This window comes from Microbacterium sp. NPDC059771 (assembly GCF_042732495.1).
Lineage (GTDB): Bacteria > Actinomycetota > Actinomycetes > Actinomycetales > Microbacteriaceae > Microbacterium > Microbacterium sufflavum.
The window spans coordinates 946,869-968,794 of the sequence record NZ_JBHWHK010000001.1; the positions used below are offsets into that span (position 1 = coordinate 946,869).

General features: G+C 71.0%; 25 protein-coding genes and 3 tRNA genes. 20 read left to right on the forward strand and 8 right to left on the reverse strand.

The window, feature by feature from the left end; translation table 11 throughout:
• Positions 1-16 precede the first annotated feature (16 nt).
• Complete coding sequence (locus tag ACFV3I_RS04475) at positions 17-322, reverse strand: hypothetical protein (protein WP_136029383.1); 306 nt, start codon at positions 320-322, stop codon at positions 17-19.
• 169 nt (positions 323-491) lie between these two features.
• On the opposite strand from ACFV3I_RS04475, the gene ACFV3I_RS04480 reads away from it, so the two are divergent.
• The 4 genes from ACFV3I_RS04480 to ACFV3I_RS04495 all read left to right on the forward strand — a co-directional run bounded on the left by ACFV3I_RS04480 (position 492) and on the right by ACFV3I_RS04495 (position 3,565).
• The gene (locus ACFV3I_RS04480) at positions 492-752 is read left to right on the forward strand and encodes a hypothetical protein (protein WP_136029385.1); all 261 of its coding nucleotides are present in this window, start codon (positions 492-494) and stop codon (positions 750-752) included.
• Positions 753-890: 138 nt separating this feature from the next.
• Entirely contained in the window at positions 891-2,216 is a 1,326-nt protein-coding gene (locus tag ACFV3I_RS04485) for a VCBS repeat domain-containing M23 family metallopeptidase (protein WP_136029387.1), read from the forward strand.
• Between the two features lie 26 nt (positions 2,217-2,242).
• Entirely contained in the window at positions 2,243-3,088 is an 846-nt protein-coding gene (locus ACFV3I_RS04490; RefSeq protein WP_378822443.1) for a transposase, read from the forward strand.
• Positions 3,089-3,148: 60 nt separating this feature from the next.
• On the forward strand, positions 3,149-3,565 hold the full coding sequence (locus tag ACFV3I_RS04495; protein WP_247638314.1) for a hypothetical protein: 417 nt from the start codon (positions 3,149-3,151) through the stop codon (positions 3,563-3,565).
• Here the strand turns inward: ACFV3I_RS04495 and ACFV3I_RS04500 are convergent.
• Positions 3,465-4,142 (reverse strand): DUF1772 domain-containing protein, encoded by a 678-nt coding sequence (locus ACFV3I_RS04500; protein ID WP_378822444.1) that lies wholly within the window; start codon positions 4,140-4,142, stop codon positions 3,465-3,467. The genes ACFV3I_RS04495 and ACFV3I_RS04500 overlap by 101 nt on opposite strands.
• Before the next feature lie 62 nt (positions 4,143-4,204).
• Here ACFV3I_RS04500 and ACFV3I_RS04505 point away from each other — a divergent pair, with 62 nt between their 5' ends.
• A complete protein-coding gene (locus tag ACFV3I_RS04505; protein ID WP_378822445.1) occupies positions 4,205-5,251 on the forward strand; it encodes an alpha/beta fold hydrolase in 1,047 nt (348 codons plus the stop codon).
• Positions 5,252-5,295: 44 nt separating this feature from the next.
• Here ACFV3I_RS04505 and ACFV3I_RS04510 read toward each other — a convergent pair.
• From ACFV3I_RS04510 to ACFV3I_RS04520, 3 genes are all read right to left on the reverse strand, one after another.
• Positions 5,296-5,368, reverse strand: a tRNA-Phe gene (locus tag ACFV3I_RS04510).
• A gap of 68 nt (positions 5,369-5,436) precedes the next feature.
• Positions 5,437-5,510, reverse strand: a tRNA-Asp gene (locus tag ACFV3I_RS04515).
• A gap of 31 nt (positions 5,511-5,541) precedes the next feature.
• Positions 5,542-5,614 (reverse strand) — tRNA-Glu (locus ACFV3I_RS04520).
• Between the two features lie 211 nt (positions 5,615-5,825).
• On the opposite strand from ACFV3I_RS04520, the gene ACFV3I_RS04525 reads away from it, so the two are divergent.
• A complete protein-coding gene (locus ACFV3I_RS04525; protein ID WP_136028535.1) occupies positions 5,826-7,175 on the forward strand; it encodes a M23 family metallopeptidase in 1,350 nt (449 codons plus the stop codon).
• 60 nt (positions 7,176-7,235) lie between these two features.
• Here ACFV3I_RS04525 and ppa read toward each other — a convergent pair whose 3' ends face one another.
• Positions 7,236-7,727 (reverse strand): inorganic diphosphatase, encoded by a 492-nt coding sequence (gene ppa / locus ACFV3I_RS04530; RefSeq protein WP_096713254.1) that lies wholly within the window; start codon positions 7,725-7,727, stop codon positions 7,236-7,238.
• 43 nt (positions 7,728-7,770) lie between these two features.
• Positions 7,771-8,427 (reverse strand): TMEM175 family protein, encoded by a 657-nt coding sequence (locus ACFV3I_RS04535; protein ID WP_206251826.1) that lies wholly within the window; start codon positions 8,425-8,427, stop codon positions 7,771-7,773.
• A 74-nt stretch (positions 8,428-8,501) separates the two neighbouring features.
• On the opposite strand from ACFV3I_RS04535, the gene tilS reads away from it, so the two are divergent.
• Positions 8,502-9,494: a tRNA lysidine(34) synthetase TilS gene (tilS, locus tag ACFV3I_RS04540; protein WP_378822446.1), complete on the forward strand. Its 993-nt coding sequence runs from the start codon at positions 8,502-8,504 to the stop codon at positions 9,492-9,494.
• Positions 9,495-9,523: 29 nt separating this feature from the next.
• Here tilS and ACFV3I_RS04545 read toward each other — a convergent pair whose 3' ends face one another.
• Positions 9,524-10,120 (reverse strand): DUF937 domain-containing protein, encoded by a 597-nt coding sequence (locus tag ACFV3I_RS04545; protein WP_136028532.1) that lies wholly within the window; start codon positions 10,118-10,120, stop codon positions 9,524-9,526.
• 135 nt (positions 10,121-10,255) lie between these two features.
• Between ACFV3I_RS04545 and ACFV3I_RS04550 the strand changes: the two genes are divergently transcribed.
• From ACFV3I_RS04550 to ACFV3I_RS04610, 13 genes are all read left to right on the forward strand, one after another.
• Positions 10,256-10,522, forward strand: a complete 267-nt coding sequence (locus tag ACFV3I_RS04550) for a hypothetical protein (RefSeq protein ID WP_378822447.1) — start codon at positions 10,256-10,258, stop codon at positions 10,520-10,522.
• A complete protein-coding gene (locus tag ACFV3I_RS04555; protein ID WP_247638319.1) occupies positions 10,519-12,456 on the forward strand; it encodes an alpha/beta hydrolase in 1,938 nt (645 codons plus the stop codon). The genes ACFV3I_RS04550 and ACFV3I_RS04555 overlap by 4 nt, the downstream gene beginning before the upstream one ends.
• A complete protein-coding gene (locus ACFV3I_RS04560) occupies positions 12,453-12,980 on the forward strand; it encodes a hypothetical protein (protein ID WP_136037242.1) in 528 nt (175 codons plus the stop codon). Before ACFV3I_RS04555 ends, ACFV3I_RS04560 begins: the two co-directional genes overlap by 4 nt.
• Positions 12,981-13,036: 56 nt before the next feature.
• The gene (hpt, locus tag ACFV3I_RS04565; RefSeq protein ID WP_136037241.1) at positions 13,037-13,588 is read left to right on the forward strand and encodes a hypoxanthine phosphoribosyltransferase; all 552 of its coding nucleotides are present in this window, start codon (positions 13,037-13,039) and stop codon (positions 13,586-13,588) included.
• 94 nt (positions 13,589-13,682) lie between these two features.
• Positions 13,683-15,683, forward strand: a complete 2,001-nt coding sequence (gene ftsH, locus ACFV3I_RS04570; RefSeq protein ID WP_136028527.1) for an ATP-dependent zinc metalloprotease FtsH — start codon at positions 13,683-13,685, stop codon at positions 15,681-15,683.
• 1 nt (position 15,684) lies between these two features.
• Complete coding sequence (folE, locus tag ACFV3I_RS04575) at positions 15,685-16,290, forward strand: GTP cyclohydrolase I (protein WP_168387203.1); 606 nt, start codon at positions 15,685-15,687, stop codon at positions 16,288-16,290.
• A complete protein-coding gene (gene folP / locus ACFV3I_RS04580) occupies positions 16,290-17,099 on the forward strand; it encodes a dihydropteroate synthase (protein WP_136028525.1) in 810 nt (269 codons plus the stop codon). Before folE ends, folP begins: the two co-directional genes overlap by 1 nt.
• 33 nt (positions 17,100-17,132) lie before the next feature.
• Positions 17,133-17,528, forward strand: coding sequence for a dihydroneopterin aldolase (gene folB / locus ACFV3I_RS04585; protein WP_136028524.1), 396 nt, complete (start codon positions 17,133-17,135; stop codon positions 17,526-17,528).
• Entirely contained in the window at positions 17,525-18,064 is a 540-nt protein-coding gene (folK, locus tag ACFV3I_RS04590) for a 2-amino-4-hydroxy-6-hydroxymethyldihydropteridine diphosphokinase (RefSeq protein ID WP_206251820.1), read from the forward strand. The genes folB and folK overlap by 4 nt, the downstream gene beginning before the upstream one ends.
• Entirely contained in the window at positions 18,061-18,543 is a 483-nt protein-coding gene (locus ACFV3I_RS04595) for a DUF3180 family protein (protein WP_136037237.1), read from the forward strand. The genes folK and ACFV3I_RS04595 overlap by 4 nt, the downstream gene beginning before the upstream one ends.
• Positions 18,494-19,075 (forward strand): PH domain-containing protein, encoded by a 582-nt coding sequence (locus ACFV3I_RS04600; protein ID WP_136028521.1) that lies wholly within the window; start codon positions 18,494-18,496, stop codon positions 19,073-19,075. Before ACFV3I_RS04595 ends, ACFV3I_RS04600 begins: the two co-directional genes overlap by 50 nt.
• Positions 19,072-21,225, forward strand: a complete 2,154-nt coding sequence (locus ACFV3I_RS04605; RefSeq protein WP_378822449.1) for a PH domain-containing protein — start codon at positions 19,072-19,074, stop codon at positions 21,223-21,225. The genes ACFV3I_RS04600 and ACFV3I_RS04605 overlap by 4 nt, the downstream gene beginning before the upstream one ends.
• A complete protein-coding gene (locus ACFV3I_RS04610) occupies positions 21,222-21,920 on the forward strand; it encodes a DUF2520 domain-containing protein (RefSeq protein WP_206251817.1) in 699 nt (232 codons plus the stop codon). The genes ACFV3I_RS04605 and ACFV3I_RS04610 overlap by 4 nt, the downstream gene beginning before the upstream one ends.
• Positions 21,921-21,926 lie beyond the last annotated feature (6 nt).

A 21,926-nucleotide genomic window follows, 5' to 3' on the forward strand; every position in this document is an offset into this window, starting at 1 on the left:
CGGAACGGCGGTCCGTTCAGCGGGGTGCGGTGAGCGCGTCCAGCACGAGCTCACCGGAGGAGTTGAGCGCCTGCATGATCTCCTGCACGCGGTGCGGGTCGATGCGGGGCGGCTCCGCCGCGTCGAAGCCGAACTGGAGCGGGATGGCCGGGTGGATCCAGATCGTCGCGCGCTTGTCCACCCCGGCTGCGACGGGCAGCCAGGTCATCATGAAGCTCTCCTGTCGACGGAGCTTCGTGGAGATCACGATTTTCAGGTGCGCCAGGGTCTCATCCTCGATGAGAATCGGGTCGGAATGACCGTCGTAGCGGAGTCTGCCCATAGTGCTGACCGTACACCGCTCCGAGGCCCTCTGCCTCTCATCCCTGATCGGCGCAACCCCCTTCGGTGCGAGGAACCGGAGGCCTATTGTCGCCGGACAGGCGGGCCTCGGAAACGCGCAGACGGGACAGGTGACGGCAGTGACACATGAGGCGAAGAGGACGGCGCGCGTGCGGATCGTCGTGAACGATGTCGGCTTCGTGCTCGCACCCGGTGAGTCGGCGGACGGGATGAAGCAGGAGATCGATGCCGCGGTCCGGGCGGGAGGCGGGTTCGTCGCCTTCACCGTGGCGGACGGGTCGCGGGTGAACGTGCTCGTCTCCCCGATGAGTCACGTCGTGATCTCGGTCGAACCGCACGACGCCGAACCCGATGAGCCTCCGGTCGCGATCTTCCCCCGAGGCGACTTCTTCGACCACGAGCTGCTCTGACGCGGACAGCGCCGGAACCCGCCCCGACCGATCCGTCGCCCGCGGGGTGGCGTTGACGGGTATCGCGCTCCGCGCTTGGTACGGTGACCGCGGTGGACATGATGTCCCTGGGGCCGCTGAGCAAGAGAGAACGTCACGATGAAGCGCACGTCCCGCTTGCGCCTTGGCCGCATCGGGATCGTCGCCGTGCTCGCGGTGATGCTCGGCACCCTGGCTCCCGCGTTCACCACGGGCGACCCGGCCGCGGCCGCCGCGCCCGACGGCTACATGGTCTACCCGGCGTCTGGCAACATCCAGTCCAAGGTCGGTGACGGCTGTCTGGGCAACTACCGCGCCCACGACGGCATCGACATCTCACGCAACGGCGGCACCCCGATCCTGGCGGCCTACGACGGCGTCGTCCGCACGCGCACGTCGAACGGCGGATACGGCAACTACACCGACATCGAGCACGCGGGCGGCTACGTCACCCGCTACGCCCACATGGCCAGCACCGCGTGGTACCCGCCGGGCACCCGCGTGCTGCGGGGCCAGCAGATCGGCGTGGTCGGCAACACCGGCAACTCCGCCGCCTACCACCTGCACTTCGAGGTCTGGCTGAACGGCCGCGTCTACTCGCAGATCAACAACGGTTTCACGTGCCTGTCGAACGTCACGCGCGGTGCCACCATCCCGCTGTTCTTCCCCGGTCTCGGCACCGGCTCGGGCACCGTCGCCTCCGCGGACTACACGGGCGACGGCAACGCGGACGTGCTCGTGGTCGCCGGCAACGGCGACCTGCGTCTGCGCACCGGCAACGGCCAGGGGTCGTTCGCCGCTGCGACCACGGCCCTCGGACTCTGGGGCGGCAGCCGTCGCCACGTCACCCACGCCGACTTCAACGGCGATACGAAGGCCGACCTGATCGCGGCGAGATCCGACGGCACGCTCGAGTTCTACGCCGGGAACGGTGCGGGAGGATTCGCGGCCGGGACCGCGATCGGGAACGGCTGGTACGGCCTGCTGCACATCGTCTCCGGCGCCGACTTCACCGGCGACGGCAGACAGGACGTGATCGGCGTCGCCCCCAACGGGGCGATGTCGCTGTACGAAGGCAACGGCTCCGGCGGCTTCACCGGGCGCGTGACCACACTCGGCGTCGGGTGGGAGGGCTTCCACTTCATCGTGGGCGGCGACTTCGACAACGACGGCAAGGGCGACCTGATCGCCGCGTCGGACACCGGGACGCTCTACTTCTACCGTGGCGCGAACTACGGCTTCCAGACGGCTCGGGTCGTCGGCGAAGGGTGGATCGAGTTCACGGCGCTCACGGGCGGGGTCGACTACAACGGCGACCGCCGGGCGGACCTCCTCGGACGCACCCCGGCGGGCGAGGTCTACCTGTATAGCGGTCTCGGCGACGGGACCTTCGGGACCAAGACGCTCGTGGGCTCCGACTGGGGCGGACACCTCACGATCGAGTAGGGTCTGGTGCCGCGTATCGTGGGCGCATGGCGGCTTCCACGTTCGACGAGATCGTCGCGGACCTGTACGCGGCGTCGCCGGGCGACTTCGTGGCGGCTCGCACCGCTCGTGCGAAGGACACCGCGGATGCCGCCACCGCCGCGGCCGTGCGAGAGCTGCGCAAGCCCTCGGTCGCGGCGTGGGTCGTGAACGTGTTCGCTCGGGAGAGGGCGGAGCAGCTGGGGGAGGCGCTGAGCCTGGCCGCCGAGCTGCGGGAGGCGCAGGCGGACCTCGACGCCGCAGCGCTGGCGAAGCTCGGACGTGAGCGGCGCGCCCTCACGCGACGGCTGGCGCAGGCGGCGGGACAGCTCGCGCAGTCGCGCGGGGAACGCGTGACGACGGCGACGCTGGACGCGGTCGAGCAGACGATCTCCGCCGCCTTCTTCGACCCCGACGCGGCGGCGGCGGTGGCGTCGGGGCGACTCCTGCGCGCCCTGGAGCCGAACGCGTCGGGCGACGACGTCCGCGAGGCCGTGGCGGGGGAGGTGCCGACACATCCGCCCGCCGCGCCGCGCCGCGCGGATGAGCTCTCCGCGCGGCGGGCTCGACGCGAGGCCGAACGGCGCGTGACCGCGGCGGAGAAGGAGCTCGCGGCGGCGGAGCGTGCAGTGGCGAAACAGGACGATGTGCTGCGGACGCTTCGCGCGCGCGCCGAGGAGCTCGACGACGACATCGCCGACCTCGAGGCGCAGCTCGCACAGCTGCGCACGGAGGCCGAGCGCATCGCGGGAGAGCTGCCGGGGGCGACCGAGCGTCAGGAGGAGGCCGTGGCGTCGCGCGACGAGGCGGCGCGGGATCGCGAGGCGGCGCAGCGGGCACTCGATGCGCTCTGACCCTGGTCTGCGCGGCACGTGTGCGACGATGGCTGGCATACGGAGAGGCGAGGGGGCACCGTGAAGCGGAGCACGAGGGTCGGCGCTGTGGGCGTGGCCGCGGTGGTCATGGCCACCGTGTTGTCCGGATGCATGGGCGGGGCGGACTTCGCCGTGCTCGAGAAGGAGCCTCAGGCGGCTGACGCCCTGCCGGATGCCGCGGTCGACGACAACGACGGCGTCGTCGCGCCGGACACCGCCCGGTTCGTGGGGAAGGACGGCGACGTGTCGCTGTGGCTCGCACGACCCGCGTCCGGCAGCGGGATCTGCGTGGTCGCGTATCAGAGCGATGACGCGTACGCCACGGGCTGTGCCGACAACGGGACCTGGGTGCGCCTCAGCGGCGAGCTGGGCACGTACGAGGTCGCGCCGGACGGCTCGCCCGCCCCCGAGGGGACCGAGCGGCTGTTCGACAACGTGTTCGTGCCGGCGGGGTGAGGGTGAGCGTCTGCGTCCGGGGCAGCGCCAGGGTCAGGCCGTGATCGGGCAGAGAGGTGTCGAGGGCGACGCCTCGGTGAGCCCCATCAGTACCCGCAGTGCGGAGCGGGCGCGCAGCTAGACGAGCAGAGCCCACACCGCGACCCGCGATCGCGACGACGGACGCCACCGAGCGCACGCCGTTCAGCGCGTTCCATCGGCGTTCGAACGCGGCGCGTGTGGTCGTGGCAGAAGTCGTCGAGCCGTCCAACGCGTTGTTCAGCGGGACGTTGCCGGCCACGGTGACGACGACAGCGCCGAGGAAGAACACGACCCCGCCGGCGGCGAGCAGCCACCCGCGCGCAGAGTCCAGCGCGAGCAGGCCCGCCCACACCAGGAACACCGGGGGCAGGAAGATCGGCAGGAGGAACAGCGGATTCACCACCGCGCGGTTGATGGCGCGCATCGAGGTGACGAAGGTCGGGTCGTCCGTGCGCCCGAGGCCCGGCATGACCCCGGTCGAGAAGGACCAGAACGTGCCGCCTCCGAGCGCGAGAAGGACGAGGCCGACGGCGGCGAGTGCGTCTGTGAGCTCCACGTCGGGCACTCTACGACATCGTCGCGTCGCCGCGGATGCGCGGCCCTCCTAGGCTGACCGACATGAGTGACGACCTCGGCCGCACCGTCATCGCGGATCTGTGCCGCCTTCCCAACCCCGAGGCGATCGACCGCACGGCGTTCGTCGAGCTCGGCGGCGTCGAGCAGTTCGTCTCGATCCGCGGCCGCAGCAGGGCGAACCCGGTGCTCGTCGTGTGCCACGGCGGTCCGGCGCTCCCGTCGTTGCCGTCGTCGTGGATCTGGCAGCGCGGGGTCGAGGAGTACTTCACCGTCGTCAACTACGACCAGCGCGCCAGTGGCAAGTCCGTGGCGACCGTGTCCGACGGGCTGGATCTCCGTGTCGAGAGGTATGTCGACGATCTCGTGGAGCTGATCGCGTGGGTGCAGGCCGAGCTCGGCGTCCGGAAGGTCGGGGTGCTCGGCCACAGCTGGGGGACGATCATCGGCCTCACTGTGGCCAGGCAGCGACCCGACCTGCTGTGGGCGTACATCGGCGTCGGCCAGGTCATCTGCGGTCCCGAGAACGAGGTCGAGAGCTTCGGTCACGCGATGCGGAGTGCCGTCGCGGATGGGAATGAGCGGGCGGTCGCGGAGCTGCAGTCGCTCGGGGAGTATCCCGGCGCGGAGCCGTTGACCGTCGAACGCATCGTGACCTGCCGGAGGTGGGCCCAGCACTACGGGGGTCTGTCCGCGTATCGGTCCGACTTCGCATACTTCACGGAGTCGCAGGAGCTGTCTCCGTATTACACCGATGCCGACCTGGGGTTGATCGGCGTCGGGCAGCAGGTGACCATGACCGCGGTGCTCCCGGCCCTGCTCGGCTTCGACGCCCGCGATCAGACGGCGTTCGAGGTGCCGATGCTGCAGTTCCTCGGACGCCACGACTGGACGACGCCTACGGGCCCCGTCGTGCGCTGGCTCGAGCACGTGACGGCGCCGTCGACGCACGTCGTCTGGTTCGAGAACTCGGCGCATCTGTGCATGCTCGAGGAACCGGGCAAGTTCCTCGTGAGTCTCGTCACCCACGCGCTCCCTCATGCGGTCGACGCGATGCCGGTGGGCGGGCAAAGCAAAACCCCCGCCATGTAGAAGCTAGGCGAGGGTTTCTGGGCTGATTGTAATGATCAGCCTTGTGGCTCCGACCGGCATCGATCCGGTGACCTTTCGATTTTCAGTCGAACGCTCTACCAACTGAGCTACAGAGCCGCGCGGCGATGGTGCTGCCGCGTCCTAGACGAAGAGCCCTCTCCGAAGAAAGAGCTCGTCGCACGGAGCGACCCTGACGGGACTTGAACCCGCGACCTCCGCCGTGACAGGGCGGCACGCTAACCAACTGCGCTACAGGGCCATACTGGTGTTTTCAATTGTATCGGATGGAGTGACCCCAACGGGATTCGAACCCGTGCTACCGCCGTGAAAGGGCGGCGTCCTAGGCCGCTAAACGATGGGGCCGAGTCAGTCCCGGGAGGACTTCCTTGCCGACGCTCAAGCATAAGGGATGACGCGAGCAAATCGCGAATCGAGGGCGATGCGTCTTCCCCCGGGCGTGTTTCGGGAGGACCATGGAGGTCACGATGGTGCTGCGGGGGCCGTGCCATTTCGCTGGTGCGGATGTGAATGTTGTTGTTAGTGTGACATCTGTGAAACCGGCGGAAGGGGCCGCGTGAACGACAAGAATCCGGTGGATGCTGCCTCCGCCGCCTCCGCGGAGTGCGGCTGCGCGCCCAGCCCGGCCGAGAGCCATGCGTTCTGGAAGGCGGGCATCAGCCGTCGCGGGGCCATCGGCCTCGGCGCCCTCAGCGTGGTCGCCCTCAGCGCCTTCGGCATCTCGTCGGGCGTCTCCGCCGCCTATGCCGCGTCGTACCCGAGCTGGGACGACGTGCAGCGCGCCAAGCAGAACGAAGCCGCCAAGGCGGCCGAGGTCTCGCGGATCGAAGGCCTCATCCAGTCGCTGACGCAGAAGGTCGCCGAGACCCAGGCCGCCGCCGAGGCTGCGTCGAACGAGTTCTACAACGCCCAGCAGGCCTACTTCGCCGCGATCGCCGAAGCCGACGCGCTGCAGGAGAAGGCCGACGCCCAGGCCGCCGCGGCCGACGAGTCCGCCCGCAAGGCCGGGCAGGTCGCTGCGCAGCTGTATCGCAACGGCGGCGACAACACCTCGCTCGAGCTGTTCTTCGCCGGATCGGCCAGCAACGCCGATGAGCTCCTTGCGCGACTGGGCTCGATGGACAAGCTGCTCGAGTACAACCGCTCGGTGTACGACGACGCCGTCGCCGCCCGCAACGCCGCGCAGTCGCTCAGCGACCAGGCCGTCGTCGCGCGAGACGAGCGCGACCGGCTGCAGAAGATCGCCGAGGAGAAGATGGTCGCCGCGCAGCAGGCGGCCGATGCGGCGCAGGCCGCCCTCGACGAGCAGTCCGCGAACCTGGCGACCATGCAGGCGCAGCTCGCCGCGCTCAAGGACACCACCGCCACCACCGTCGCGCAGTACCAGGCCGGCGTCGAGGCCGCCCGCAAGGAGGCCGAGCGCCGTGCCGCCGAGGAGGCCGCCGCGAACGCGGGGGGCAACAGCGGTGGAGGAGGAACTCCGGGCTCCGGGGGATGGGTCCGTCCGCACGGCGGCTACCGCAGCTCCGGCTACGGTCCCCGTTCGCAGCAGTGCAACTCCCGCGGCTGCTCGTCCAGCTGGCACTACGGGGTCGACCTCGCGAACGGCTGCGGGGCGGCGATCTACGCGGCGCACTCGGGCACCGTCGACGCGGCCTTCTACAACGGCGGGTACGGCAACTACGTGCGCATCCAGCACGGCGGCGGTGTCGCCACGGGCTACGCGCACATCAAGCCGGGGGGCTTCGCGGTCCGCAACGGCCAGTGGGTCGAGGCCGGACAGGTCATCGCCTACGCAGGCAACACGGGCGGCTCGTTCGGCTGCCACCTGCACTTCGAGGTGTACATCAACGGCCGCTACACGAACCCCATCAACTTCATGGCCGACCGGGGCATCTCCGTCTGACGTCGGTCGCACAGCAGAAGACCCCCGGAGCGCCGTGCTCCGGGGGTCTTCTGCATCAGCTCAGTGGCCCTGCTCGCCGAACCGGGCGATCGCCTCGTCGAGGATGCGCTGCGCCTCGGCGGCGTTCCCCCACTCGTCGACCTTGACCCACTTGTTGGGCTCCAGGTCCTTGTAGTGCTCGAAGAAGTGGGCGATCTCCTTCTTCGTGTACTCGGCGATGTCGTCGATGTCCTGGATGTGGGCCCAGCGCGGGTCCTTCGACAGGACCGCGACCAGCTTGTCGTCGCCGCCGGCCTCGTCGCTCATCTTGAGCACCGCGACGGGGCGGACCTCGACGACGACACCGGGGTAGATCGCGTGGTCGAGCAGCACCAGCACGTCGAGCGGATCGCCGTCTTCGCCGAGCGTGTTGTCGAAGTAGCCGTAGTCGGCCGGGTAGCCGAAGGTCGTGTACAGCACGCGGTCGAGGTGCACGCGCCCCGTCTCGTGGTCGACCTCGTACTTCACGCGGCTGCCGCGCGGGATCTCGATGACGGCGTCGTGTGCGCCCATGCGTGTGCTCCTCAGAAAGTTCGGTTGGATGCCGCCGACCAGCCTACTCGCGGGCCGGCGGCTCGACGTCCGTGCGGTCACCGCGTGCGCGCCGGTTCAGCAGGCGCGCGAGCGGCCCGTTCAGGAGCAGGAGCAGGAGCGCGGCGTAGCCGTTCGGCGCGGCGAGCGCGGCGATGACCAGGGCGATCGCGAACAGGATGATCGCGGCGAGGTCGCCGACGACGCCCGCGCGGAGCACCGACGCGGACGCCGTGGTGAGCTGCGGGTGGCGCAGCAGGTAGAGCCAGCCGCCGAGGGTCGTGACCTGCGTGCCGATCAGTGTCCCGATGTACACGACCGCCTGCAGCGGATCGGAGTCGAGCTGGCCGAGCATCGCCGTCGGCACCGGCAGCCACACGATCGTGGCCATCCAGCCCACGTTGATCCACAGCAGCGCCGGGGTGATCCGCTCGACGTCGCGGTACTGGCTGTGATGCCCCATCCAGAACACCGCGATGAGGAGGAAGCTCAGCGCGAAGCTCAGCAGCTGGCCGGAGTGCTCCGTGAAGAACTCGGCCGTGCTCCGATTCCCCGCCGCCGTGTCGGAGACGGCTTCCAGCAGCGGGAGGATGAGCAGCGTCATGGCGATCGCGACGACCGCGTCGACGAAGGCCGTGAACCGCTCGGTCCGATACAGGTACGGCCTCGCGTTCTCGGTCACCGCGCCAGAATATCGGCGAGGGTGGGCGGGAGCCAGGGGGTCGCGAGGCGCTGGCGGTGCCCTAGCGTGGAGTGATGCCGTCGCTCGATCCCGCCGTCGCCGAGATCCGCCTCGCCGTGCGCACCGCGCTCGCCGACCTCCCCGAAGGGAACACCGTGATCGTCGCGCTGTCGGGCGGTGCCGACTCCCTCGCGCTCGCCGCCGCCACCGCGTTCGAGGCCGCCAAGCGAGGTCTCCGCGTCGCCGCCGTCACGGTCGACCACGGGCTGCAGGACGACTCCGCCGCGGTGGCCGATCGGGCCGCGCGAACCGCTGCGGACCTGGGCCTCGACCCCCTCGTCGTTCGGGTCGAGGTGTCGGGCGATGGCGGACCGGAGGCGGCCGCCCGCGACGCGAGGTACCGTGTGCTGCGCGACGCGGCGAACGACCTCCGGGCCGCGGCGGTGCTGCTCGGCCACACGCTCGACGATCAGGCGGAGACCGTGCTGCTCGGGCTCGCCCGGGGTTCCGGCGCCGCGAGCCTGCAGGGCATGGCCGTCGAGCGTGCCGACGACGACGGTGTGCGGTGGCTTCGGCCGCTGCTCGGCGTGCGCCGTGCGACCACCCGGGCGTTCTGCGCGGCGGCCGGGCTCGACGCCTGGGACGACCCGCATAACAGCGACGACCGGTACAGCCGTGTCCGCGTGCGCGACCGCGTGCTGCCGGTGCTGGAGGCCGAGCTCGGCCCCGGGATCGCGGAGGCCCTGGCCCGCACGGCCGAGCAGCTGCGCGAGGACGCGGAGGCGTTCGACGAGATGATCCACGAGACCATCGAGGACATCGTCGAGCACGCCGAGGCCGGCATCTCCGTGAGCGTCGCCGCCCTCGCCGCCAACCCCGCCGCGCTGCGCAACCGCATCATCCGCCTCGTGGTGGACAGCGAGTTCGGCGTGAGCCTGACCCGCACCCAGACGGTCGAGGTCGCCCGCCTGGTCACCGACTGGAGCGGACAGGGCCCCATCGACCTGCCCGGCTGCTCGGCGCGGCGCCAGGGTGGGCGCCTCGTGTTCACCGCCGACGGGCGCTGAGTCGCCGGGCGCGGCACGTCGGGCGAGCGTTACTTCTTGCCGCCGAACAGCCCGCCCAGGATGCCGCCCAGGTCGATCCCGCCGCCCGAGCCACTGCCGCCGCCGAGCAGGCCGCCCAGCACGTCGCCCAGGCCGCCGCCCGAGCCCGAGCCGCTCTGACCGCCGCCGCCGAGGATGCCGCCGATCACATCGCCGATCCCTCCGGAGCCCTCGGCCGTCGGCTCCGTCTTCGCCGTCTTGTCCTTCGTCGCGTTCGCGATCAGCCCCATCACGATGGGGGCGAGGATCGGCAGGAGCTTGCCGAAGTCGATGCCCGGGGTCGCCTTCGACTCGGTGAGCTGCGTGGTGACCTCCTTCTCCTTCGACCCGAGGATGTGCGCGACGATCTTGCCGCCGTCGGCCTGGTCGATGTCGTCGACCGAGGCGGCGCCCGTCGCGCCCTCGTGCTTCTTGAGCGCCTTCTGGATCGCGTCGGAGCCCTCGGGGGTCTCCGCGTTCTTCGCCAGCCCGCCGAGCAGCACCGCGCCGCCCTGCTCGACCGCGGTCTTCGCCTCGTCGTGCGAGACGCCGAGCTTCTTCGCGATGTCGTCGATCGGAACCTGGCTGAGGATGTCGTCGAGGGCCATGGGGATCCTTCCGTCGGGGGCGTCCGCCCGTGTCCCGCTCACAGTAGTGCGCTCGTGCGCGGATGGGGAGATGTCCCCATCGACCGCGACCGGGGCCTGCTCCTATCGTGAAGGCACGGGGGGGAAGGAGCATCGATGACGGACCTCGATGTGCAGGGCGAGACGCTGGAGGCGGCCCGAGCGCGACTGACGGCGGCGGGTGCGCCGGTCGTCACCTCGTGCCTGTCCTTCGCCGGTACCGGCTCGCCGACGGTGGAGGCGGCGCTCGGCGAGATCGAGTCGCTCGTGTCGCAGGCCCTCTCGGCCCTCGCGCAGACGGCGGCCAACTCGGCCTCCAACGCGGCTGCGGCGGCGAGCACCTTCACCGCGTCGGACGACACGCTCGCGCAGGCGGCACGATGAGCCTGCCCGGACTGATCGACGACCCCGCCCGCGGCGACGTGGGTGCGGTGACCGGTGCGGCCACCGCGTTCACCACCCGCGCGACCTCCGCCCGTGCACGCAAGGGTGACGCCGACACCGCGCTCGCGGGTCTGACGTCGATGACCGCCTCCGCATCCGACGCCCTCGGTGCACGCGTCCTGCTCCTCGCGCAGCGGTTCGGGGAGGCCGCGGAGGGCCTCGACGGCATCTCCGCCGCGATCACGACGTACGCCACCGACCTCGAGGCGCTGAAGGGCGAGGCCGCCCGTCGGCTCAGGGCGGCGCAGAACGCCTACGACCACATCTTCGTCCGACGCGCCGAGGCGCTCAACGCCGCCAGTGAGTTCGTCACCGGGTGGGCGCTGCCCTGGGACGCGGTGCTGCCGTCGTGGATGTACCTGGACGACCCGGGCTACCTGCACCGCTGGCAGGCGGCGATCGACGCGTACCACGCCGCCCGTTCCTCCTACAACGCGCTGGCCGACGAGCGCGCGACGATCGATCAGCGCGCCGTGACCGCGCTCGCCGCGGTGCCCCTGGTCGTCGCCGTGACCCAGGGCGGGAAGGTCGGCCCTGGCGGCTTCTCGGCCGCCGGGCTCATCTGGGCCGGCGACGTCAACGGCATCACGGCGGAGTCGCTCGCCGGGCTGGGCGACCCCGGCATCATCCGCGAGACGTGGAACGCGATGGACGAGGAGACCCGCACGGCGCTCCTGGCGGCATCCTCCCTCCTGCTCGGCAACCTCAACGGCATCCCGATCCGCGACCGCGTCACCGCGAACCACAAGAACATCCGCGACGAGATCGCGCGACGCGAGGCTGAGATCGCCCGGCTGCAGGCGCTCGTGGACAGCCTCAAGACGGGCGACCGCGCGGACGCGTGGGAGGCGAAGGGCTACCTCGACGAGATCGCGAAGCTGCGCGAGCCGATCGACTACTGGCAGAGCCTGCTCGACCAGGACTACACGTGGTGGGACGAGAGCGAACGCAAGCACACCGACAAGGGCGCCGGTGCGCGCGTCGTCGTGTTCGACCCTGGTGCCGACGCGGTGGGCACCTACCACGGCCCCATCGACCCGACGACCGGCGACATCCCCGCCTGGATCCGCAACGTCGCCGTCTCGGTGCCGGGTACCACGACCACGATGACCAGCTTCGGCGACGGCACCGGCGCGCAGCTGTACCGCTCGGCCGGACCCGACACGGCCGTGTTCCAGTGGGCCGGCGGCACGTTCCCGCAGCTGGAGCTCCCCGGTCCGACCGATGCCTCCTACTCGCGCGACCTCGCCCCGAAGCTCGTGGACTTCGTCGCCGGGATCGACAAGCCGAGCGGTTCGACCCTGACCGTGCTGGGGCACAGCTACGGCGGCGCGACCGTGGGCCTCGCGGAGAAGGCCGGGCTCGTCGCCGACCGCATCCTCTACGTCTCGGCGGCCGGCATGGGGGCGGGAGTGAGCGGCGTCGAGGACTTCCCGCACACCTCGGGCGTGCCGCACTACTCGATGATGGCGCGCGGCGATCTCGTCGTCGGTCTCATCCAGGGCAACGGTGCCGGCCAGATGCACGGGCAGTCGCCACTCACGGCCGACGGCGTGACGCGCCTGGAGACCGGGTGGATCCAGGACGAGCGCGGCGGACGCGTCGTCGACCTGGAGGACTACAACGTCGAGGGGAACGGCACACCGCGCGGTATCGACAGCCACAGCTCGGTGTACGACCCGCGCTCCGTGGCCTTCGACAACATCATCGCCGTGATCACCGGCGGCGACGCGATGCTGTTCGCACCGGACGACGTCTACAACCCGCGGCCGATCGTGGTGCCGGGTGGCGCCCCGATCGTCCAGGCCCCGGTGCGCACCGACGGCATCGACAAGCCGGACTTCGTGCCGGAGTACGCGAGGATCGAGGGATGACCAGGACCGCACGTGCCATCGCGCTGATGGCCGGCGTCCTCGTAGCCCTGACGCTGGGAGGATGCACCATGACCACCGACGAGAGCCGACTCGACGAATACCGGACAGAGGCCGAGGCGCTGGCCGACGAGATGGTCGGCATGATCCCGGCGGAGCTGGCCCCGACGACCGCTCCCGACGTCGAGTCGAGCGGACGCATGGTGCAGAACCCGGTCTCCGCCGACCCCTCGCCCGACGACCAGGTGTGGTGGCAGGTGGACGTCTACGTCGAGCCGGTGCAGCGCGCCGCAGCCTCCGAGGACGCGGCGAAGGCGATCGCGGCGGGTCTGCTCGACGACGGGTGGGAGCACACCGATGCGCGCGAGACCGGAGAGGGCCGGCGGACCGCGGACGCCTACGCGAAGGACGACTGGTACGTCGAGGTGACCTGGGTGCGCACGGAGGAGGGCAAGTTCGAGACCGTCGAGCTCTCGGTCCTCAGCCCCCGCACGACCCGCGGCGACCACGACGAGATCCGCTCCTGACGCCGATGCCGCCCGCCGGGGTCGGAGCATCCGGCGACGTCGCCTAAAATCGATCCATGCGCGCCGCGGAGATCCAGGACGACCTTGCACAGATCCTCGTCACCGAGGAGGAGATCACCGCGAAGCTGGAAGAGCTCGCCGCGCGCGTCGCGGCCGACTACCAGGGCAAAGACCTCCTGCTGGTGGGCGTGCTCAAGGGGGCGGTCATGGTCATGGCCGACTTCGCGCGGGCTCTGCCGTTCCACGCCCCGATGGACTGGATGGCGGTGTCGAGCTACGGCGCGAGCACCAAGTCCAGCGGCGTCGTGCAGATCCGCAAGGACCTCGACACCGACCTGCACGGCAAGCACGTGCTCATCGTGGAGGACATCATCGACTCCGGCCTCACCCTGAGCTGGCTGCTGGAGAACTTCGAGTCGCGCGGTGCCGAGTCGATCGAGGTACTGGCGCTGCTGCGCAAGCCCGAGGCCGCGAAGGTCGAGATCGACTGCAAGTACGTCGGCTTCGACATCCCGGTCGAGTTCGTGGTGGGCTACGGCCTCGACTACGCCGAGCGCTACCGCAACCTCCGCGACGTCGCGGTCCTCGCGCCGCACGTCTACAGCTGAGCCTCCGCACACCTCCGAGCACGCCGCGGAACCGTTGCGCCGTGGGTGAACGCACAGCGGCCCCCTAGCGGGGAGGCGATACGCTGATCCGACCATGGATGTGAAGAAGCTCACCCGCAACCCGCTGATCTACGTCGCACTGATCGGCGTGCTGCTCTTCGGCGGATTCCTGCTGATCTCGAACCTGGGTGCGCCGAAGCAGATCACGACGCAGCAGGGCCTCGAGCTCCTCTCGGGCAAGACCGTCACCGAGGTCGTCACGACCGACGGCGACCAGCGCGTCGACATGACCCTGTCGAAGCCGTTCGAGGGTTCCGAGAACGTGCAGTTCTACTACGTCGAGGCGCGGGCGGACGAGGTCGTCTCCGCGATCGACGCGGCCGCCCCGAAGGACGGCTTCAACGACGCGGTGCCGCGCGCGACCTGGTTCGACGGCTTCCTCTCGCTCCTCCTCCCGCTCGTGCTCCTCGGCCTGCTGTTCTGGTGGCTGCTGTCGTCGATGCAGGGCGGTGGCGGCAAGGTCATGCAGTTCGGCAAGTCCAAGGCCAAGCTCGTCAACAAGGAGACGCCCACCGTCACGTTCGCCGACGTCGCCGGTGCCGACGAGGCGATCGAGGAGCTCCACGAGATCAAGGAGTTCCTGCAGGACCCGGCGAAGTTCCAGGCGATCGGCGCCCGCATCCCGAAGGGCGTGCTGCTGTACGGCCCTCCCGGAACCGGCAAGACGCTCCTCGCCCGTGCCGTCGCCGGGGAGGCCGGTGCCCCCTTCTACTCGATCTCCGGCTCGGACTTCGTCGAGATGTTCGTCGGCGTCGGCGCCTCGCGCGTGCGCGACCTGTTCAGCCAGGCGAAGGAGAACGCCCCCGCGATCATCTTCATCGACGAGATCGACGCCGTCGGCCGCCACCGCGGCGCCGGCATGGGCGGCGGCAACGACGAGCGCGAGCAGACGCTGAACCAGATGCTCGTCGAGATGGACGGCTTCGACCCGAACGCGAACGTCATCGTGATCGCGGCCACCAACCGCCCCGACATCCTCGACCCCGCGCTGCTGCGCCCCGGTCGCTTCGACCGCCAGATCGGCGTGGACGCGCCCGACCTCAAGGGCCGGCAGAAGATCCTCGAGGTGCACAGCAAGGGCAAGCCGCTGTCGAAGAGCGTCGACCTCGAGGTCGTCGCCCGCAAGACCCCGGGTTTCACCGGCGCCGATCTCGCGAACGTGCTCAACGAGGCCGCTCTGCTCACCGCGCGGTCGAACGCGCAGCTGATCGACAACCGCGCCCTCGACGAGGCCATCGACCGCGTGATCGCCGGCCCGCAGCGCCGCACCCGCGTGATGAAGGACAAGGAGAAGCTCATCACGGCGTACCACGAGGGTGGTCACGCGCTCGCCGCCGCCGCGATGAACTACACCGACCCGGTGACCAAGATCACGATCCTCCCGCGCGGCAAGGCCCTCGGCTACACGATGGTGCTGCCGATCGACGACAAGTACTCCGTCACCCGCAACGAGCTGCAGGATCAGCTGACCTACGCGATGGGCGGCCGCGTCGCGGAGGAGATCGTCTTCCACGACCCGACCACCGGGGCATCGAACGACATCGAGAAGGCGACCTCGATCGCCCGCAAGATGGTCATCGAGTACGGCATGACCACGCAGGTCGGCCCGGTCAAGCTCGGCACCGAGGGCGGCGACATGTTCGTGGCCAGGGACATGGGCCGCGGTCGCGAGTACTCCGAGAAGGTGGCGGAGCGGGTCGACGCCGAGGTGCGCGCCCTCATCGAGCAGGCGCACAACGAGGCGTACGCGGTGATCAGCGAGAACCGCGACATCCTCGACCGTCTCGCGCTGGCGCTGCTCGAGGAGGAGACCCTCGACCACAACCGCATCGCCGAGATCTTCACCGAGGTCAAGAAGCTGCCCGAGCGCCCGCTGTGGCTGTCGAGCGAAGACCGTCCGGTGTCGGAGCGCCCGCCGATCGAGGTCCCGAAGAAGGACGTGTCGCTCGCGGCCTCCGTCGAGGCGCCGTCCGCTGCCCCGCGTGCGCAGCAGGGATCGGCAGGAGCAGGCAACCCCCGCCCCGCGACGGCGTGACGTGACGGTCGACAGGGAGCGCGTCGAGCGGCTCACCCGCGAGCTGCTGGAGGCGATCGGCGAGGACCCGGACCGACCGGGCATCAAGCAGACCCCGGCGCGCATGGCGGAGCTCTACGCGGAGTTCTTCTCCGGCGTGGGGGAGGACCCCGGAGCGCCCCTCGCGCACACGATCAGCGTGACGCGCGGTCCTGCCCCCGACACCCTGCCGTCCGGTGCGGTGCTGCTGCGCGACATCCGGTTCCGCTCGGTGTGCGAGCACCACCTGCTGCCGTTCGCCGGGCACGCGCACATCGCCTACCTTCCGGGCGAGCAGGTCGTCGGCCTCGGGGCGCTGGTGCGCGTGGTCGAGATCCTCGCGGCACGGCCGCAGGTGCAGGAGCGGCTCGGTGAGCAGATCGCCGACACGATCGCCGAGCACCTCGACACGCGGGGCGTGCTGGTGGTGCTCGATGCGAGCCACGGCTGCGTCACGATGCGCGGCGGGCGGCAGACCGAGGCGTCGACCCTCACGATCGCCGCGCGCGGGGAGTACACCGATGCCGTCGCCAGGGCCGAGCTCGTGACTCTGATCGGCATGTCCGTCCCGTCCGCCGGCGCGCGCTGATGACCGGCATCTGGGGCATCGTCAATGTCACGCCCGACTCGTTCAGCGACGGCGGCCGCTACTTCGACGTGGAGCGCGCGGTGGAGCACGGCCTGCGGTTGCGGGCCGACGGCGCGACTGTGCTCGACGTCGGCGGGGAGTCGACCAGGCCGGGCGCGGAGCGTGTCGGTGCAGACGAGGAGCAGCGTCGCGTGCTCCCCGTGATCGAGCAGCTCGCGGCGGCCGGTGTGCCGGTGAGCGTGGACACGCTGAACGCCGCCACGGCCGCGGCGGCCGTGCGCGCGGGCGCCCGGATCGTGAACGACGTGTCGGGCGGCCTCGCCGATCCGGACATGCGTGCGGCCGTCGCCGAGTCGGGTGCCGACTACGCGATCGGCCACTGGCGCGGTTTCTCGGACGACATGTACGCGAGGGCGGAGTACCGCAGGGTGGCGCGCGACGTCGCGGGCGAGCTGCAGGAGCGGTTGGGGGAGGCCGCCGCCGCCGGCATCGCCCCGTCGCGAGTGATCCTCGACCCCGGGATCGGCTTCGCCAAGGCCGGGGCACAGAACTGGGACGTGCTGCGCGGCCTCGACGAGATCGTCGCGCTCGGCCCGCGCGTGCTCATCGGCACCTCGCGCAAGCGGTTCCTCGCCGAGGTGCTGCAGGGCGCACGGCCCGAAGACGGCGAGGTGACGCAGGCGCGACGCGATCTGGCGACCGCCGTCACGAGCGCCCTCGCCGCGCAGGCCGGGGTGTGGGCCGTCCGGGTGCACGACGTCGCCGCGACGCGCGACGCGCTCGCGGTCGCGAAAGCCTGGCGCGGCTGAGGCGGCGTCGGAGCCGCGCCGTACGCTAGAGGCATGGACTTCCTCGACGAGATCGTGCTGACAGGGCTGACGGTGTTCGGCCGCCACGGGGTCTACGCGCACGAGCGCGAGGAGGGGCAGGAGTTCACGATCGACCTGCGTCTGCGGCTCTCGCTGGAGCAGGCCGCCGGATCGGACGACGTGGCCGACACGGTGCACTACGGCGAACTGGCGGAACGCGTGGCCGCGGTGGTCGCCGGCGAGCCGGTCAACCTCATCGAGACCCTGGCGGAGCGCATCGCCGCGGTCGCCCTCGACGACCGTCGCGTGCAGGGCGTCACCGTCACGGTGCACAAGCCGCACGCGCCCATCCCGCTGGAGTTCGCCGATGTGGCCGTCACGGTGCACCGCACCCGGGCGCCGGAGACCCTGGAGGACATCACGGTATGAGCCGCAATCTCACGCGCCCGCCCGACGTTCCCGCCCCGCGCCCGGGTCGCCCGGAGACGGTCGCGGTCGTGGCGCTCGGGGCGAACCTGGGCGACCGGCAGAAGACGATCCGCGCGGCCGTCGAGCGCATCCGTCGGCTGCCGCTGGTGAGCGACGTGCGCGTCTCGCGGCTGTTCGAGACGGTGGCGGTGCGCCTCGACGGTCCCGACCCCGACGCCCCGGGCTACGTCAACGCAGTCGCGCTCGTCACCACGCGGCTGGCGCCGGAGATCCTGCTGGGCATGCTGCACGCGATCGAGGACGAGAACGGGCGCGTGCGAGAGGAACGGTGGGGCGACCGCACGCTCGACCTCGACCTCATCGCGTACGGCGATGTCGAATCGGACGACCCGCGGCTGGAGCTGCCGCATCCGCGCGCGGCCGAGCGCCTGTTCGTGCTGGAGCCGTGGCTCGACGTCGACCCCGGCGCCGCACTGGTCGGACACGGACGCGTCGACGACCTCGTGGCGGGGCTGCGGGCGCGGGGCGACGCATGAAGCGCACGTCCGTCGGGCTGCTCGCCGTGCTCGCCCTCCTCGGGGGCGCCGTGGGGTTCGCGCTCGACCAGATGCTGACCGCGGGAGGGCGGGCCACGTTCACGCCGTCGCTGCTGCTGCCCGTGCTGCTCGTGCTCATCGCGATCGCGGCGCTCGGAGTCGCCTGGCCGGTGCGCCGCAGCGTCCGCTCCGGAACGCGTATCGACCCGTTCCGCGCGCTTCGTGCCGCGACACTGGCGCGGGCGTCGAGCCTGCTCGGCGCGATCATGGCCGGCTTCGGCGCAGGACTGCTGCTCTTCCTTCTGACGAGGCCGATCGATCCGCCGGTAGGGTCGACAGTGGCGATGGCCGCGCTGATCGCGAGTGCAGTCGTGCTCGTCGTGGCCGCCCTCATCGCTGAACAGTTCTGTACCCTCCCGAAGGATCCTGATGACTCAGAACCCAGAGACCGCGCCCCTGAACCCGGCGGAGGGCACTGACCTCGACGCGCTGGACCGCGGCACGTACACGCAGTTGCGCACGGCGCGCAACGAGGCGCGCCTCGAGCTCGACGGCACGTGGCACCAGATCTCGCCGCGGTACGTCGTGTCGCAGATCGTGCAGAACGTCATCTTCCTGGTGATCGTCGCCGTCGCCGCGGTGGTGCTGAACGTCGTGCTCGAGCAGGACTGGGTCTGGATCCCCGCGGGCGCGATCATCCTGATCACCCTGATCACGCTCGTGATCCTCCCGCGGCAGGCGCGCGCGATCGGCTACATGCTGCGCGCGGACGACATCGTGTTCCGCAAGGGGATCCTGTGGCAGCGCATGATCGCCGTGCCGTACGGGCGCATGCAGCTGGTCGACATCACGCAGGGCCCGCTCGACCGGGCGTTCGGCGTGTCCCAGCTGAAGATGGTGACGGCGGCGGCGACGACGGGCGTGCAGATCCCCGGACTCACCCAGGCGGCGGCCGAGGCCCTGCGCGACACGCTCATCCAGGTGGCCGAGACCCGCCGGACCGGCCTGTGAGCGAGGCGCAGCTCCCCGGCTCCGCGGTCGGTCAGGCCGCGGCGCCGTCGACGAACCTCGCCGACGGCGAGTGGCACCGCATGCATCCGCTCACGCCGCTGTTCAAGGGCGGCCTGGCGCTGATCATCGTGGCCGGCATCGTGATCGCCAACATGCGCGATCGTGTGATCGCATGGCTCGTCGGCATGTTCACGCCGGAGGAAGCGCACTACGGCGACTACACCGGCGGCGATCCGGTGGACTGGGTGCTCTCGAACAACCTGGCGCTCGTGGCGCTGCTCGGCGTGCTGGTGCTCGTCGTCGTGCTCGTGGCGATCTTCTGGTTCGTGTGGCGCTTCCAGCAGTTCCGCATCACGGGCGACCACGTGGAGGTGCGCAAGGGCATCATCTTCCGGTCGCACCGGCGTGCGCCGCTCGACCGGGTGCAGGGCGTGAACCTGACGCGCCCCTTCCCCGCGCGGATCATCGGCCTCGCGAAGCTGGAGGTGGTCGGGGCGGGCAATGACGCCAACGTCGAGCTCGAATACCTGGCCACGCCGCGTGCGGAGGGCGTGCGCGCGGAGATCCTGCGTCTGGCGTCGGGTGCACGGGCCGCCCGGCACGCCGCCATGAACCCGGGTGCGGAGGTGCCGGGGGAGCGGGTGTCGGCACGGTCGCAGCTCGTCGGCTCGATGAACCAGGGGGTCACCGGCCTCATCGCGGGCGTCGATCTGGAAGACGTGGTGCCGGAGAGCGTCGTGAAGATCCCCACGGGGCGTCTGATCGGCTCGCAGGTGATCTCGGGTCTGCTGTGGCTCGTGTTCTTCGGTGCGATCTTCGCGATCGCGATCGGCAGCACGATCATCGGGGTCCTCGTCGACGGTGATCCGGACGGCGGCATCGTGCTGCTCGGGATCGGGCTCGGCATGGGCGTGCCGATGGTGGTGGCCGTCGTCGGTATCACCTGGGCGCAGATCTCCAAGTCGCTGCGCTACTCGATCGCGCCGACGCCGGACGGCGTGCGCATCACCTACGGGCTGCTCACCACCGTCACCGAGACGCTTCCGCCCGGCCGCATCTTCGCGGTCGAGGTGTCGCAGTCGCTGCTGTGGCGTCCATTCGGCTGGTGGACCATCAAGATCAACCGGATGAGCGGCAAGAGCGCGGCGCAGCAGTCCTCCGGCAGCGGCCAGCAGTTCAACGTGGTGCTGCCGGTGGGCAAGCGCGCCGATGTCGAGCGGGTGCTCGCGCTGGTGCTTCCCGACCTTCCGCCCGCGAGCATCCCGCTGTTGTGGGAGCAGGGCGTCGTGGGTCCCGCCGCGGACGACCCCTACCGCACGATGCCGCAGCGCGCGTGGTGGCGGCGGCCCGTCTCCTGGAGACGCCACGGCTACGCGGTGACCGCGGACGGGCTGCTGCTGCGGCGGGGCATCGTCTGGCGCAAGCTCGCGGTGTTCCCGCTGGCCCGACTGCAGGGCGTGTCGCTGAACCAGGGGCCGATCGATCGGGCGCAGCGGGTGTCCGGCGCGCAGGTGCACACCGTCCCCGGCCCGATCACCGGGATCCTCGCGGGGCTGGAGCGCGCGGACGCCCTCGCTCTGCTGGACGACGTCAGCCGCGCGGCCGCTGAGGCGGCGTCGCGCGACCGCACGCACCGGTGGAGCGAGCACGCGGTCGCACCGGAGCCCCCGGCGTTCACCGGTCCGCCGCCACCTCCGGGTGCACGGCCCGCGCCCTTCGCCCCACCCGTGGGGTCGCCCGCGGTGCCGCCGGTGGGGTCGCCCGCGGTGCAGCCTCCCGCGGTGCCTCCGGTGCCGCCCGCCGCGGTGCCGCCCGTCGCGGTGCCTCCGGTGCAGCCGCCCGCCGTGCAGCCTCCCGCGGCGCCCGCGGTGCAGCCTACGGTGTCGCCGCCTCCGGTGCAGCCTCCCGCGGTGCCTCCGGTGGGGTCGCCCGCCGCGGTGCCTCCGGTGCAGCCGCCCGCGGTGCCTCCGGTGCAGCCGCCCGCCGTGCAGCCGTCCGCGGCGCCTACGGTGCCGCCGCCTGCGGTGCAGCCGCCGCCGGTGCCGCCGGTGCAGCCTCCCGCGGTGCAGCCGCCGCCGACGCCCCCCGTGCAGCCGCCCGTGGTTCCGCCGACCCGTCGGTCGTCGAGGCCGGCTCCGACCGAGGAATGAGCGCCATGCGGGACGGCCGGCTGGGCGTCGGCATCGTCGGTGCAGGTCGCGTCGGGCCCGTGCTGGGCGCTGCGCTCGCCGGTGCAGGTCACGCCGTCGTCGGTATGACCAGTGGATCCGACGACGAACGAGCCTCGGCCGTGCTCCCCGGTGTGCCCGTGCTCGAGACGCAGGAGGTCGTCCGCCGGGCCGAGCTCGTGATCCTCGCCGTGCCCTCCGAGCAGCTCCCGGCGCTTGTCGCCGGCATCGCCGAAGTGGGCGGGTGGCAGGTGGGTCAGCTGGTGCTGCACACCGATGCGGCGCACGGCATCGAGGTGCTCCGTCCTGCCGCTGAGCGCGGAGCGATCCCGCTGGCGGTGCACCCGGCGATCACGTTCACCGGGACATCGATCGATCTCCGTCAGTTGCAGGCCGGCTATGCCGCGGTGACCGCTCCCGCGGCCGTCCTTCCCATCGCGCAGGCGCTGGCCGTGGAGATGGGCTGCGAACCGGTGGTGATCGCGGACGCGGACCGGCCCGCGTACGCGGATGCGATCGCGACCGTGACCGAGTTCTCGCGGTCGATCATCGGGCAGTCCACGTCCCGGCTGCGGGAGATCGGCGTCGACAATCCCGGGGGGTACCTGTCTGCGCTCGTGCAGTCCACGGTGGAGCGGGCGCTGCGCGAATCGTCCGAGCCGCCACCCCTGATCTGACGGCGC